Source organism: Streptomyces sp. NBC_01750 (assembly GCF_035918095.1).
Lineage (GTDB): Bacteria > Actinomycetota > Actinomycetes > Streptomycetales > Streptomycetaceae > Streptomyces.
Window position 1 is genome coordinate 5,813,595 of the sequence record NZ_CP109137.1, and the last position, 12,430, is coordinate 5,826,024.

At 70.3% G+C, this 12,430-nt stretch carries 15 protein-coding genes; 9 read left to right on the forward strand and 6 right to left on the reverse strand.

The genetic code is table 11. From position 1 onward, the window contains the following. Nucleotides 1-15: 15 nt before the first annotated feature. Nucleotides 16-1,011, reverse strand: a complete 996-nt coding sequence (locus tag OG966_RS26525) for a GNAT family N-acetyltransferase (protein WP_326652375.1) — start codon at nucleotides 1,009-1,011, stop codon at nucleotides 16-18. Between the two features lie 114 nt (nucleotides 1,012-1,125). Between OG966_RS26525 and fdxA the strand changes: the two genes are divergently transcribed. Beyond that, nucleotides 1,126-1,446, forward strand: coding sequence for a ferredoxin (gene fdxA / locus OG966_RS26530; RefSeq protein ID WP_168101584.1), 321 nt, complete (start codon nucleotides 1,126-1,128; stop codon nucleotides 1,444-1,446). Between the two features lie 115 nt (nucleotides 1,447-1,561). Next, a complete protein-coding gene (locus tag OG966_RS26535) occupies nucleotides 1,562-2,683 on the forward strand; it encodes a bifunctional succinyldiaminopimelate transaminase/glutamate-prephenate aminotransferase (RefSeq protein WP_326652376.1) in 1,122 nt (373 codons plus the stop codon). A 115-nt stretch (nucleotides 2,684-2,798) separates the two neighbouring features. On the opposite strand, the gene OG966_RS26540 is transcribed toward OG966_RS26535, so the two are convergent. After that, nucleotides 2,799-3,251 (reverse strand): ATP-binding protein, encoded by a 453-nt coding sequence (locus OG966_RS26540; protein ID WP_326652377.1) that lies wholly within the window; start codon nucleotides 3,249-3,251, stop codon nucleotides 2,799-2,801. Nucleotides 3,252-3,589: 338 nt separating this feature from the next. Next, a complete protein-coding gene (locus OG966_RS26545) occupies nucleotides 3,590-4,576 on the reverse strand; it encodes a hypothetical protein (protein ID WP_326652378.1) in 987 nt (328 codons plus the stop codon). Nucleotides 4,577-4,615: 39 nt separating this feature from the next. Between OG966_RS26545 and dapE the strand changes: the two genes are divergently transcribed. After that, a complete protein-coding gene (dapE, locus tag OG966_RS26550) occupies nucleotides 4,616-5,695 on the forward strand; it encodes a succinyl-diaminopimelate desuccinylase (protein ID WP_326652379.1) in 1,080 nt (359 codons plus the stop codon). A 79-nt stretch (nucleotides 5,696-5,774) separates the two neighbouring features. Then, complete coding sequence (locus tag OG966_RS26555) at nucleotides 5,775-6,533, forward strand: TIGR00730 family Rossman fold protein (protein ID WP_326652380.1); 759 nt, start codon at nucleotides 5,775-5,777, stop codon at nucleotides 6,531-6,533. Between the two features lie 118 nt (nucleotides 6,534-6,651). Here OG966_RS26555 and folP read toward each other — a convergent pair whose 3' ends face one another. Further along, a complete protein-coding gene (gene folP / locus OG966_RS26560; protein WP_326652381.1) occupies nucleotides 6,652-7,512 on the reverse strand; it encodes a dihydropteroate synthase in 861 nt (286 codons plus the stop codon). 101 nt (nucleotides 7,513-7,613) lie between these two features. On the opposite strand from folP, the gene OG966_RS26565 reads away from it, so the two are divergent. Further along, entirely contained in the window at nucleotides 7,614-7,967 is a 354-nt protein-coding gene (locus OG966_RS26565; protein WP_326652382.1) for a DivIVA domain-containing protein, read from the forward strand. Beyond that, the gene (locus OG966_RS26570; protein ID WP_326652383.1) at nucleotides 7,964-8,557 is read left to right on the forward strand and encodes a DNA-3-methyladenine glycosylase I; all 594 of its coding nucleotides are present in this window, start codon (nucleotides 7,964-7,966) and stop codon (nucleotides 8,555-8,557) included. The genes OG966_RS26565 and OG966_RS26570 overlap by 4 nt, the downstream gene beginning before the upstream one ends. On the opposite strand, the gene OG966_RS26575 is transcribed toward OG966_RS26570, so the two are convergent. After that, complete coding sequence (locus OG966_RS26575) at nucleotides 8,554-9,354, reverse strand: enoyl-CoA hydratase/isomerase family protein (protein ID WP_326652384.1); 801 nt, start codon at nucleotides 9,352-9,354, stop codon at nucleotides 8,554-8,556. The genes OG966_RS26570 and OG966_RS26575 overlap by 4 nt on opposite strands. Nucleotides 9,355-9,655: 301 nt before the next feature. On the opposite strand from OG966_RS26575, the gene OG966_RS26580 reads away from it, so the two are divergent. After that, a complete protein-coding gene (locus OG966_RS26580; protein WP_003966491.1) occupies nucleotides 9,656-9,823 on the forward strand; it encodes a DUF3117 domain-containing protein in 168 nt (55 codons plus the stop codon). 71 nt (nucleotides 9,824-9,894) lie between these two features. Here the strand turns inward: OG966_RS26580 and OG966_RS26585 are convergent, their stop codons facing one another. After that, nucleotides 9,895-10,581: an O-methyltransferase gene (locus tag OG966_RS26585; RefSeq protein WP_326652386.1), complete on the reverse strand. Its 687-nt coding sequence runs from the start codon at nucleotides 10,579-10,581 to the stop codon at nucleotides 9,895-9,897. Between the two features lie 121 nt (nucleotides 10,582-10,702). Between OG966_RS26585 and sigE the strand changes: the two genes are divergently transcribed. After that, nucleotides 10,703-11,470, forward strand: coding sequence for an RNA polymerase sigma factor SigE (gene sigE, locus OG966_RS26590; protein WP_326655383.1), 768 nt, complete (start codon nucleotides 10,703-10,705; stop codon nucleotides 11,468-11,470). Next, a complete protein-coding gene (locus tag OG966_RS26595; protein ID WP_326652387.1) occupies nucleotides 11,467-12,423 on the forward strand; it encodes an anti-sigma factor family protein in 957 nt (318 codons plus the stop codon). Before sigE ends, OG966_RS26595 begins: the two co-directional genes overlap by 4 nt. Nucleotides 12,424-12,430: the final 7 nt, after the last annotated feature.

The window sequence follows — 12,430 nt, forward strand, 5'->3', positions numbered from 1 at the left end:
GCGACTCGTACCCGTCTACGCAGATCGGAAGTGGTGGTAGCGGTGGTGGGTCGCGAACCCCATCGCCTCGTACAGCGCGCGCGCCCCGTCATTCTCAGTTTCCACCTGCAGCCACGCCGCGGACGCGCCCTCCTCCAGCGCGCGCCGCGCCAGCGCGGTCATCACCGTGGTCGCCAGGCCCTGGCGCCGGTACGCCGGGTCCACCTCCACCGCCATGAAGCCCGCCCAGCGGCCGTCGATCACACACCTGCCGATCGCCGCCGGCACCGCCCCTTCACCGGCCACCGAGGCGAACCACACCGACGGGCCGCTGCCCAGCACCTTCAGTACATGCGGTCCTGGTACGCCGAACCGGTGATAGCGCTGCAGCCACGCCTCGTCGAAGGAGCGCGCCAGCCGGACCCGCGCCACATCCGCGTCCAGGTCGCCGATCGGGGCGAGGGCCCCGATCCGTACCTCCGCCGAGACCTCGGGATGCCAGCCGCGCGCCTCCAGCTCCGCGCAGAGCTCCTCCTGAGTGCCCGCCGCCCCGGTCGCGGTCTGTACATACGCCGGCAGATCCCGCTCCTCGTACCACGCACGCACACGCGCCAGCGCCTCGTCGAGAGGAAGCCCGGGGTCACCGAGCGGGAGCACGGAGTTCGCGCGCCGGGTGAATCCGGCGGACGCCCGCAGTTCCCATCCGCCGAGCCGCTCGCTCTCCACCGGCTGCCAGGCGCGCGCGACGACCCCGGCGAGCTCCTCGAAATCCGCCGCGGGACCGCGTCGGCGGGCCGGCGCGGCGGGCACGACCTTGCCCGCGACCAGGGACGATTCCGGGATACGGACAGTCTCTCCGGTTCGGCGTGTGATCAGCAGCACACCCTTGTTCCATGATGTGAGAACGCCGACCGTGTCGGTGAACCTCCCGGCCCCGGAGCCGGAGTCGATCAAGCACCTCACAGACACTCGTTTACCCACGTCAATGGGTGTAATACGGACCTTGAACCGTCCGCCGCCAGTGAATTCCACAGCTCTGCGAGCCCCTCCTGTTCGGATCGTGCCCAGGAACGGAGATACTAGGGGCGGGCATCGACGACGCCGCGCTCCCGCGCAATGCCAGCCCTACCGAGGAGGAACGACAGCGTGACCTACGTCATCGCGCAGCCTTGTGTCGACGTCAAGGACAAGGCGTGCATCGAGGAGTGCCCCGTCGACTGCATCTACGAGGGCGCCAGGTCCTTGTACATCCACCCGGACGAATGCGTCGACTGTGGGGCCTGTGAGCCGGTCTGCCCGGTCGAGGCGATCTTCTACGAGGACGACACTCCGGAGGAGTGGAAGGACTACTACAAGGCGAACGTCGAGTTCTTCGACGAGCTCGGTTCGCCCGGCGGTGCTTCCAAGCTCGGCCTGATCGAGCGCGACCACCCCTTTATTGCCGCACTGCCGCCGCAGAACCAGTAGTACGCGGCCCGCTAGTGCGTCGCCCCCGGTCCCGTACGGTTCGTCGTCCGTACGGGACCGAGGCATTTGACGCCCTGTGCACGAGGTACGCACGAGTACGAGAAAGAGAAGCCCTGTGTCCGCAGTCTCTTCGCGAGTCTCTTCGCGCCTTCCCGTCTTTCCGTGGGACAAGCTCGAGCCGTACAAGGCTACGGCCGCGGCCCATCCCGACGGCATCGTGGACCTCTCCGTGGGCACGCCCGTCGACCCCGTCCCCGAGCTGATCCAGAAGGCGCTCGTCGAGGCCGCCGACTCGCCCGGCTATCCGACGGTGTGGGGAACGGCCGGGCTGCGTGACGCGCTCACCGGATGGGTCGAGCGGCGGCTGGGCGCCGTCGATGTCGCGCATACGAACGTTCTGCCCGTCGTCGGTTCCAAGGAGCTGGTGGCCTGGCTGCCGACCCAGCTCGGTCTCGGCCCCGGCGACAAGGTCGCCTACCCGCGGCTCGCCTACCCGACGTACGAGGTCGGCGCGCGGCTGGCCCGTGCGGAGGCCGTGGTCTACGACGACCCGACCCGGCTCGACCCCACCGGCCTGAAGCTGCTCTGGCTCAACTCGCCCTCCAACCCGACCGGCCGGGTGCTGGCCAAGGACGAGCTGATCCGTATCGTCGCGTGGGCGCGCGAGCACGGCGTGCTGGTCTTCAGCGACGAGTGCTACCTGGAGCTGGGCTGGGAGGCGGAGCCGGTCTCGGTCCTGCACCCGGACGTCTGCGGCGGTACGTACGAGGGCGTCGTCGCCGTCCACTCGCTCTCCAAGCGCTCCAACCTGGCCGGGTACCGAGCCGCCTTCATCGCGGGCGACGAGAGCGTGCTCGGTGAGCTGCTCCAGATCCGCAAGCACGGCGGGATGATGACCCCGGCGCCGGTGCAGGCCGCCACCGTCGCGGCACTCGGCGACGACACACATGTCTCGGAGCAGCGGGCGCGGTACGCGGCCCGGCGCGCGGCGCTGCGTACGGCCCTGGAGGCGCACGGCTTCCGGATCGAGCACAGCGAGGCCAGCCTCTATCTGTGGGCAACGCGTGACCAGCCGTGCTGGGACACGGTGGCGCACCTGGCGGAGCTGGGCATCCTGGTCGCGCCCGGCGACTTCTACGGAACGGCGGGCGAGCGCTTCGTACGTGTGGCGTTCACCGCGACGGACGAGCGGGTCGAGGCCGCGGTGAAGCGTCTCGGCCCGACACCTCGCGACTGAACACTTCGCGACTGAACACTTCGCGGCTGGGCGAGTCTCGGCGGAACACGCCTCGGCCGAACATGCGCAAGGGTCCCGGGAGTTCGTACTCCCGGGACCCTTCGCGTGCGGATCGTCAGCCGAGCGGCAGGGGCGTCACCGGCAGCTGCTCGGTGGGCAGGCTGTCGCCACCGAGCGAGTCGGCCTGCAGGCCGCTGCCACCGAGCCGCTCGGTCGTGGTGCCGGCGGTCGCGCCCACGACGTCACCCGCGCCGCCCGCGGTGTCACCGGCGGCCTTCTGGGCGACGGGGGCCGCCGTCCCGCCCGCCTTGCCGACGGTCTTGCCGGCGGCCGGGACGGCCTGCTCGACCGCGTCGCCACCGGTCTTGCCCGCCAGGTCGGAGGTCTTCTGCGTGGCACCGTCGACAGTGCCGCCGGCGCCGTCCGCGTCGAGCGCGGTCAGGCCGCCGATGGGGGCCTGAGGAAGGTCCGCGGCGCTTGCGGAGCCGACCGCACCGACCACGGGGGCTGCACCCGCCGCGATGAGCAGCGCGGCACGGGCGATCCGACGGGTCAGGGGGAGGGACATGATGCTCCTTGAGGCGAGAAGAACGTGCGGAATGGTGTCTGTCCGGTGCCGGACCGGCGCCGCCGGACCGGCAGTGCCGCAGGTCCGGCGTTCGGACGCAATGACAACCGCTCGGGGGGCGGGAGAAGTTGCGGTGAGCGAAGGTAAAGAGTTGGCAATGCGTCGCATTATCATCTTCGGATAAAGACGGGCAAACATTCCATTGTGCAATGGTGTGCCGAATCGTCACTCCTCTTTGCCCGCAAGGAGTTTGAGGGACTGATCGCTACCGGCGCGAACGGCAGGCCGACACTTTGTCCGGAGGCGACCGGAGCACCTCGTTCGAGGTGTGACGCGGACTACCGTGCGAGGTGAATTCGGACTTCGCCGGTAGGGGAATCCGCGCCGGAAGCCTTGTGGGAGTCCGTGCCGGAGTTTCCCCCGGAGCCCCGCGCGCCCGTCTCCGCCGACGTGGCGCCCGCCGCCCGCCAGCCCTTCCCGGACTCCTTCGCGCTCCACACCCGGCCCGCGTACGAGACCTCGTCTATGCGCAGCCCGTCCGCCCGCGCCACCGCCCAGTGCGCCAGCTCCCAGCCCCGCTGTGCCGCCCCGCCGCCGTCCGTCCCGATCGTCGTCCGCACCGGTACGGACACCTCGCGCGGCGCCGGGGCGCCCGTCCGGCCCGGGGCGCCGGCCTTCGGCAGCACCTCGGACCCGAACGCGCGCACCAGCTCGGCCCGTACCTTCGACGCGTCGCCCGCTTTGTCGCCCCTGCCCGGATCGCAGGTCAGGGCCCGGGTCGCGCGGCCGGTCAGCGCAGCCGCAAGCAGTGTGGCGTCCGGCTCGTGCTTCGCGTACGCCTGCGGGAAGCCGCTGCGCTGCACACGCTGTGCCGCGACAGTCAGCGGCAGCCGCGAGTAGCCGGGGACCTCGGCGAGGTGCTCGTAGAACTTCCCGGAGGCGTAGACGGGGTCGAGGATCTGCCCTGCCGTGCCCCACCCCTTCGACGGACGCTGCTGGAAGAGCCCGAGCGAGTCCCGGTCGCCATGTTTGATGTTGCGCAGTCCCGACTCCTGGAGTGCGGTCGCGAGCGCGATGGTGACCGCGCGCTCCGGCATGCCGCGCGTGGTGCCGACCGCGGAGATCGTCGCGGCGTTCGCGGCCTGTTCGGCGCTGAGCTCGTACGTGGAGCCCGCACCTGCGGCCGTACGCACCGTGCAGCGCGGAGCGCCGCCGCCGGTGACGTACTGCACGACGACATAGCCGATGAGTGCCAGCAGCACTGAGAGCGCGGCTGCGATGCGCAGGAGGCGGCCGCGCCGGAGGGGAGAGGCGGTCTCAGGCACGCCGCCCACCGTACTGGAGCCCGCGTTAAGGTCGGAGCCATGCCCGAAACCGTGCTTGACCTCACCCTTGATGCTCCGGCGCTCACCGCCCGCCTGGTCGACTTCCGTTCGGTCAGCGGTGAGGAGAAGCCGCTCGCCGACGCGATCGAGCAGGCGCTGCGTGGCCTGCCGCACCTCACCGTCGACCGCTACGGCAACAACGTCGTGGCCCGGACGGACCTCGGCCGCGCCGAGCGGGTCGTGCTGGCCGGGCACATCGACACGGTTCCGATCGCCGACAACGTGCCGTCCCGGCTCGACGAGAACGGCGTGCTGTGGGGCTGTGGCACGAGCGACATGAAGTCGGGCGTGGCTGTACAGCTGCGGATCGCCGCGACCGTCCCCGAGCCGAACCGCGACCTCACCTTCGTCTTCTACGACAACGAAGAGGTCGCCGCACACCTCAACGGTCTGGGTCATGTGGCAGATGCCCATGCCGACTGGCTGGAGGGTGACTTCGCCGTACTGCTCGAGCCGTCCGACGCCCAGGTCGAGGGCGGCTGCCAGGGCACGCTGCGGGTCTTGCTCCGCACTACGGGGGAGCGGGCCCACTCCGCGCGCAGCTGGATGGGGTCCAACGCCGTTCATGCGGCCGCGCCGATCCTGGCGAAGCTCGCCGCGTACGAGCCGCGCCGGCCCGTGATCGACGGTCTTGAGTACCGGGAGGGGCTCAACGCGGTACGGATCGAGGCGGGCGTCGCCAACAACGTCATCCCCGACGAGTGCACCGTGGTGGTCAACTACCGCTACGCGCCCGACCGGAGCATGGCGGAGGCCGAGGCCCATGTGCACGAGGTCTTCGCGGACTGCGGGGTCACGGAGTTCATCGTGGACGACCACACGGGCGGCGCGCTGCCCGGCCTCTCGCACCCGGCAGCCGCCGCCTTCATGGAAGCCGTCGGCGGGACGGCTCAGCCCAAGTTCGGCTGGACGGACGTCTCACGCTTCAGCGCCCTCGGCGTGCCCGCGGTCAACTACGGACCCGGCGACGCGCTCTTCGCCCACAAGCGGGACGAGCATGTCGCGGTGGAGAAGATCACCCACTGCGAGGACCGGCTCAGGGACTGGCTCACTTCCTGACCGCCCCGATTTCACCTTTCGTAACGTTCTCCGACCTACCCTGACTCAAAGCAACGATGTGCGGCGGAGGGAGCAGGCCATGGGCGACCCCGAGGGAACCGAGGGATTGCGGGCGCTGGGGGAGCAGCGGCTGGGACCGGTGGTGCGCCGTAGGGAACAGGTGCAGCCCGGCACCACGGATCAGCGGCTGCTGGACACGGAGGGCGACTCCGAGTGGGTGCACACCGATCCCTGGCGGGTCATGCGCATCCAGTCGGAGTTCGTGGAAGGCTTCGGCGCGCTCGCCGAACTGCCCAGCGCCATCAGCGTGTTTGGCTCGGCCCGTACGGGACCGGGCACCCCTGAGTACGACGCGGGGGTCCGGCTCGGCAGGGCGCTGGTCGAGGCAGGCTTCGCGGTGATCACGGGCGGCGGCCCGGGCGCGATGGAGGCGGCGAACAAGGGCGCTCGGGAGGCCCACGGCATCTCGGTGGGCCTCGGCATCGAGCTCCCCTTCGAGCAGGGGCTCAACCCACACGTCGACATCGGCGTGAACTTCCGCTACTTCTTCGTCCGCAAGACGATGTTCGTGAAGTACGCGCAGGGCTTCGTGGTCCTGCCGGGCGGACTGGGCACGCTGGACGAGCTGTTCGAGGCGCTGACCCTCGTCCAGACCCGCAAGGTCACACGCTTCCCGATCGTGCTGTTCGGCACGGAGTACTGGAGCGGGCTGCTGGACTGGCTGCGGAACACGGTGGTGGCGCAGGGCAAGGCGTCCGAGAGGGACCTGCTCCTGTTCCACGTGACGGACGACGTGGAGGAGGCGGTGGCGCTGGTCACGAAGGAGACCGGCCACTGAGGTGGCCGGAGGGGCTTGTTTTCAAGCCCTTCCGGCGATGGGGGAGCGGGTCCGGGGCGGAGCCCCGGTGACGGGAGGGGCGGGAGCAGCCCGCTGCGGGCGCCCCCGTCCCGCGCCCCTACGCCAGCCCCCGCCTCGCCACCGCCGGTGCCCGGTGGCCCGCGATCGCCGACACCATGTCCAGGACCTGCTTCGTTTCCGCCACCTCGTGGACGCGGTAGACCTGCGCGCCCAGCCACGCCGACACCGCCGTCGTCGCCAGCGTGCCGATCACGCGCTCCTTCACCGGCCTGTCGAGCGTCTCGCCGACGAAGTCCTTGTTCGACAGGGAGACCAGCACCGGCCAGCCCGTCTCCGTCAGCTCCCCGAGCCTGCGCGTCGCTTCCAGGCTGTGCCTGGTGTTCTTCCCGAAGTCATGGCCCGGGTCGATCATGATCGCGTCCCTGCGGACGCCGAGCTCGACCGCCCGCTCCGCCAGGGAGACCGTCACCCGCAGAATGTCGGCCACCACGTCGTCGTACGCGATCCGGTGCGGCCGTGTCCGCGGCTCCGCGCCACCCGCGTGCGTGCACACCAGACCCGCTCCGTACCGCGCGGCGACCTCCGCCAGCTTCGGGTCCACCCCGCCCCACGCGTCGTTCAGCACATCCGCGCCCGCTTCACAGACCGCCTCGCCCACGTCGTGCCGCCAGGTGTCGACGCTGATGACGACATCCGGATGCCGTCTGCGCACCTCGGCCACGAATCCGACCGTGCGCCGCGCCTCCTCCTCGGCCGTCACCTCCTCGCCGGGACCGGCCTTCACCCCACCGATGTCGATGATGGCAGCACCCTCTGACACCGCCTGCTCGACGCGGGCGAGCGCGGGCTCGTCGCGGAACGTAGCGCCCTGGTCGTAGAACGAGTCCGGCGTCCGGTTCACGATCGCCATGATCACCGGCTCGTGCGCGTCGAATTCGCGCCGTCCCAGCCGCAGCATCAGCGGTTTTCCTCCTCAGGTCGGTCGCCTGCGACCCTAACTCCCAGACTGTCGTGGCACGATCAGCACCGGACAGTTTCCGCTTGGGGAGAGGCTCGCTCGTGTTCTTGTTCTTGCTGATCGCGATGGTCGTGGTCGTCGCCGCGGTCACCCTCGCCGTGGTCGGCGGCGGCGACAGCGCGGCCCTGCCGGAGGCGGCCCCGGAGCAGCTGGTGGACCCGCTGCCGGCCGGCCGGCCGGTCGGCCGTGCGGACGTCGAGGCGGTCCGGCTCCCGGTATCGCCCCGCGGCTACCGGATGTCGGACGTGGACGATGTGCTGAGCCGCCTCGGTGCGGAGCTCGCCGAGCGGGACGCCCGTATCGCCGAGCTGGAGTCGGCGCTGGCCGGCGCGCAGGCCCGGGCGGTGGGCGGCCCCGACCTGTTCACCAAGCCGGGCGAGGAGCGCGACCGGTGACCGGCGACGCCGTTCCCGGGCCCGACGGGAAGCTGCGCTGCCCGTGGGGCCTGTCCACGGAGGACTACGTCACCTACCACGACGAGGAGTGGGGACGTCCGGTCCACGGCGACGACGCCCTGTTCGAGCGCCTCTGCCTCGAGGCCTTCCAGTCCGGCCTGTCCTGGATCACTATTCTGCGCCGCCGCGAGGGTTTCCGTACCGCCTTCGACGACTTCAAGATCGCATCCGTGGCGGCGTACACCGACGCCGACAAGGAACGCCTCCTCGCCGACGCCGGGATCATCCGCAACAGGGCCAAGATCGAGGCGACGCTCGCCAACGCGCGCGTGCTCGCCGACTGGCCTGCCGGTGAACTGGACACAGTGATCTGGTCGTACGCCCCGGATCCGGCGAAGCGGCCTGCCCCGCGCACGACCGCCGACGTCCCCGCGGTCACCGATCAGTCCACGGCGCTGGCGAAGGCCCTCAAGAAGCGCGGTCTGCGCTTCATCGGACCCACGACGGCGTACGCGCTGATGCAGGCCTGCGGTCTCGTCGACGACCACCTGAGCGACTGTGTCGTGCGCGGAGCCGGCTCCCGTTCCTAGCGGCCGAGATACTTCGGCTTCTCCTTGGCGATGAAAGCCTGGACAGCGATCGTGTGGTCCTCCGACGCGCCCGCCCTCGTCTGGAGCTCGTCCTCCTTGGCCAGCGCCTCGCCGAGCGTGTGACCTGCGCCGTAAGCCAGGGACTCCTTGAGGGCCGCGTACGCCACGGTCGGGCCCTCGGCCAGCGCACGGGCCACCGCGGTGGCCTCGGCGGCCAGGTCGGCCGCGGGGATCAGCTTGTTCGCGATACCCAGCTCGTATGCCTCCTGCGCGGAGAACGAGCGCGGGAAGAGCAGCAGGTCGGCGGCGCGGCTCTGGCCGATCAGTCGGGGCAGCGTCCAGGACACCCCGGAGTCGGCGGTCAGCGCGACGCCCGCGAAGGACGTCGTGAACTTGGCGTTGTCGGCGACGACCCGGTAGTCCGCGGCGAGGGCGAAGCCCAGGCCCGCGCCCGCGGCCACGCCGTTGACCCCGGCCACGACCGGCTTCGGCATCTCGGTGAGAGCCCGCACGATGGGGTTGTAGTGGTCCCGCACCGTGTTCATGGTGCGGTCGGTGCCGTGCTCCCGGTCCTCGGCGAGGAGCGAGATGTGCTCCTTGAGGTCCTGACCCACGCAGAAGGCGCGCCCGGACGCGGTGAGCAGTACCGCCCGTACGGCGGGATCGGCGGCGGCTGCCCGGGCCGAGTCCCGGAGAGCGACCTTGGCCTCGGTGTTCATCGCGTTCATGGCCTCGGGCCGGTTGATCGTGATCGTCGCGAGTCCGTCGCTCACCTCGTACAGCACGGAGTCGGCCATGGCAGGTCCCCTTTACGGCTCAAAGAGTGGTGTTCAGGCCCAGCATGGCGGAGTTCGTCGGGGGCGAACATGTGACCTGCGTCAAACAATCTTCGGCTCCGGGCCCGTGGGCGGTGGCGAAGTATCGCAGGCGGATCGCCGCTTTGCGTGGTTTTGAGAGAGCGCGTTGCGCAAGCGATGCCGACCGATGTTGGTCATCGGGTCCCGCCATGCGGGATAATGACCTGGAAGCAATGTGTTCGATGCCGGTGACACCTGGGTTGTCGGCTGCGATGAGCTGGTTTCAGGAAGGGGAACGAGCATGGCGGCCATGAAGCCGCGGACGGGCGACGGCCCGCTCGAGGTGACCAAGGAGGGGCGGGGCATCGTCATGCGCGTTCCGCTCGAAGGCGGCGGTCGGCTTGTTGTCGAGCTGACTCCGGACGAAGCCGATGCCCTCGGCGACGCCCTGAAGAAGGTCGTCGGCTGACGCGGGAAGCGCGCACACTTTTTCACTGCCCCGGCACTCATGGTGCCGGGGCAGTGCTGTGTCCGTGCCGGTCAGCCGCGGCGGACCGCGCAGAGCAGGCCGTCGCCCACCGGCAGCAGCGACGGCAGCAGCTCCTGGCTCTCCCGTACCGCGCGCAGCAGCTCGCGAATGCGTACGACTTCCGCCGGCTGTGCCGCCGAGTCCACCGTGCGACCGTCCGCGAAGACGCCCTCGAAGCAGACAAGACCGCCTGGTCGCAGCAGGCGCAACGATTCAGCGAGATAGTCCAGCGACTCCATCCGGTCGCCGTCGCAGAAGACGAGGTCGTAGCCGCCGTCCGCGAGCCGCGGGAGTACCTCGAGGGCGCGGCCGGGGATGAAACGTGCCCGGTTCCCGGCAAAGCCGGCCGCGCGGAAGGCCTGCTTGGCGAACTGCTGCCGGTCCGGCTCCGGATCCACGGTCGTCAGTACGCCGTCGGGCCGCATGCCCTGCAGCAGATAGATCCCGGAGACACCGGTCCCCGTACCGATCTCGGCCACCGCTTTTGCGTCAGCCGTGGCAGCAAGCATTCGCAGCGCTGCGCCGGTGCCTGGTGACACCGAGGGGAGCCCTGACTCCCTGGCCCGGTCGCGGGCCCAGCGGAGCGTCTCGTCCTCGGCGACAAAGGCGTCGGCGAACGCCCAGCTCGTCTGCCGGTTGGCGGTAATGACCCTCTCCTGTCCCCGAAGTTGGCGCGACGCTGACTGTATCCGCTGCATCGGGAACCCGCAGATGGGACCGGTCGTTATGGGAGACAGGGGGAAGCGCATGGATCAGGGCCGTAAGCAGGACCCAAATTCGCGTAAAGATTCTTATCCGGAGCTAACGGGCGAGGTGGCTATGGTAGGGGCTCCGCTGGACACCACCAGAGCCGACAGGGGAGGTGCGGCTGCACCTGCGGATCGGAGGGGAGTGCTCAGGCGCTTCCTCAGGTCACCGGGTGAGCCGAGATCCGTGACCTACATTGCTGACCGTTCCCGCTCCACCGACTCCGCAGCTACCGCGACCTTCGCATCGGATGCGGAATCGCAGGCGTGGACGCCTCCCAGCTGGGAGGAGATCGTCAGCACGCACAGCGGCCGGGTCTACCGCCTCGCCTACCGGCTGACGGGCAACCAGCACGACGCCGAGGACCTCACGCAAGAAGTCTTCGTCCGCGTCTTCCGCTCGCTGTCGACGTACACGCCCGGCACCTTCGAGGGCTGGCTGCACCGCATCACCACAAACCTCTTCCTGGACATGGTCCGCCGCAAGCAGCGCATCCGTTTCGACGCGCTCGGCGACGACGCGGCAGAGCGGCTGCCCAGTCGCGAGCCGTCTCCGCAGCAGGTCTTCAACGACACCCACTTCGACGCGGATGTGCAGCAGGCGCTGGACACCCTCGCGCCGGAGTTCCGCGCCGCCGTGGTGCTCTGCGACATCGAGGGACTCTCGTACGAGGAGATCGCAGCGACGCTGGGCGTCAAGCTCGGCACGGTCCGCAGCCGCATCCACCGCGGCCGGTCCCACCTGCGCAAGGCCCTGCAGCACCGCTCCCCGGAGGCTCGTGCCGAGCAGCGCACGCTGGCGGGTGCGGTCAGCCTCTCAGGAGAGGGCGGACCGGCGTGACTGGCTCAAGTCCCACCCCCGCGGAGCAGCACCTGGGGGATCGGCTGGCCGCACTGGTCGACGGCGAGCTGAAACACGATGTCCGCGACCGGGTACTGGCCCATTTGGCGACCTGTCCCAAGTGCAAGGCCGAGGCCGACGCCCAGCGCCGCTTGAAGAACGTCTTCGCGCAGAGCGCTCCGCCGCCCCCCTCCGAAGGGCTGCTCGCGCGGCTCCAAGGGCTGCCCGCAGGACCCGGAGGTGACGACGACCGCCCGGGGGGGCCTTTCGACGGGGGGCGACTCGCCAACGGCGTCTTCGCCGCACTGAACCCCTCCGCGAGACACGGACGCGACTCCCGGACGGAGACCTTCGGCTACGTACCCGCGGGCGCGCACGCGACCGTGCTTCCCGGCTCCGGCGGCGGCTTCCGGATCCATGAGGTGGGTCGTAGCGACGCGGAACGTTCACCCTGGCTTGGCCGGAGGTTCGTCTTCGCGGCGGCCAGCGCGGTGTCCTTCGCCGCGATCGCTCTCGGCGGGGCGATTCCGCTGGATGGCTCGGTGCAGGCAGGTCCCAGGGGCGAGGGAGCGGGGAACAGCGTCACACCGCTGCGCGCCGCGGCCCCGACCCCGGGCAACGGCGGATCGAACGGCGGTACGGGCACAGGGGCCACACCCAGGGGCACGGAGGCCGAGCGCCGCCGCGGTGGTGGCAATGGCCCGGCCAGGTCGGACAACCGGCCGGTCATCGCCGGTGCACCGAGCCTGCTGGCCCCGGCAGCGCCGCTGAACCACCCGTTCTCCGCCTCGATACTGACCGATACCTCGTCCTCCCTGTCTCCGCTGATACGTCCCACGGGCTCGGCGTTCCAGCTCGCCACCGCTCCCGGACTCCTTCCGTCCGCCACACCCGCTCCCACCCATCTCGCCGCACCGACCCAGCCTTCCCGGCCCCTCTTGTCCGAGCGCTGACCAGGCC

Bases quoted from the DNA above. Each gene is read 5' to 3' on its own strand.
- OG966_RS26540 (WP_326652377.1), bottom strand. From the start codon at position 3,251: ATGTCCCTCCCCCTGACCCGTCGGATCGCCCGTGCCGCGCTGCTCATC.
- dapE (WP_326652379.1), top strand. From the start codon at position 4,616: ATGCCCGAAACCGTGCTTGACCTCACCCTTGATGCTCCGGCGCTCACC.
- OG966_RS26555 (WP_326652380.1), top strand. From the start codon at position 5,775: ATGGGCGACCCCGAGGGAACCGAGGGATTGCGGGCGCTGGGGGAGCAG.
- folP (WP_326652381.1), bottom strand. From the start codon at position 7,512: ATGCTGCGGCTGGGACGGCGCGAATTCGACGCGCACGAGCCGGTGATC.
- OG966_RS26575 (WP_326652384.1), bottom strand. From the start codon at position 9,354: ATGGCCGACTCCGTGCTGTACGAGGTGAGCGACGGACTCGCGACGATC.
- OG966_RS26580 (WP_003966491.1), top strand. From the start codon at position 9,656: ATGGCGGCCATGAAGCCGCGGACGGGCGACGGCCCGCTCGAGGTGACC.
- OG966_RS26585 (WP_326652386.1), bottom strand. From the start codon at position 10,581: ATGCAGCGGATACAGTCAGCGTCGCGCCAACTTCGGGGACAGGAGAGG.
- sigE (WP_326655383.1), top strand. From the start codon at position 10,703: ATGGTAGGGGCTCCGCTGGACACCACCAGAGCCGACAGGGGAGGTGCG.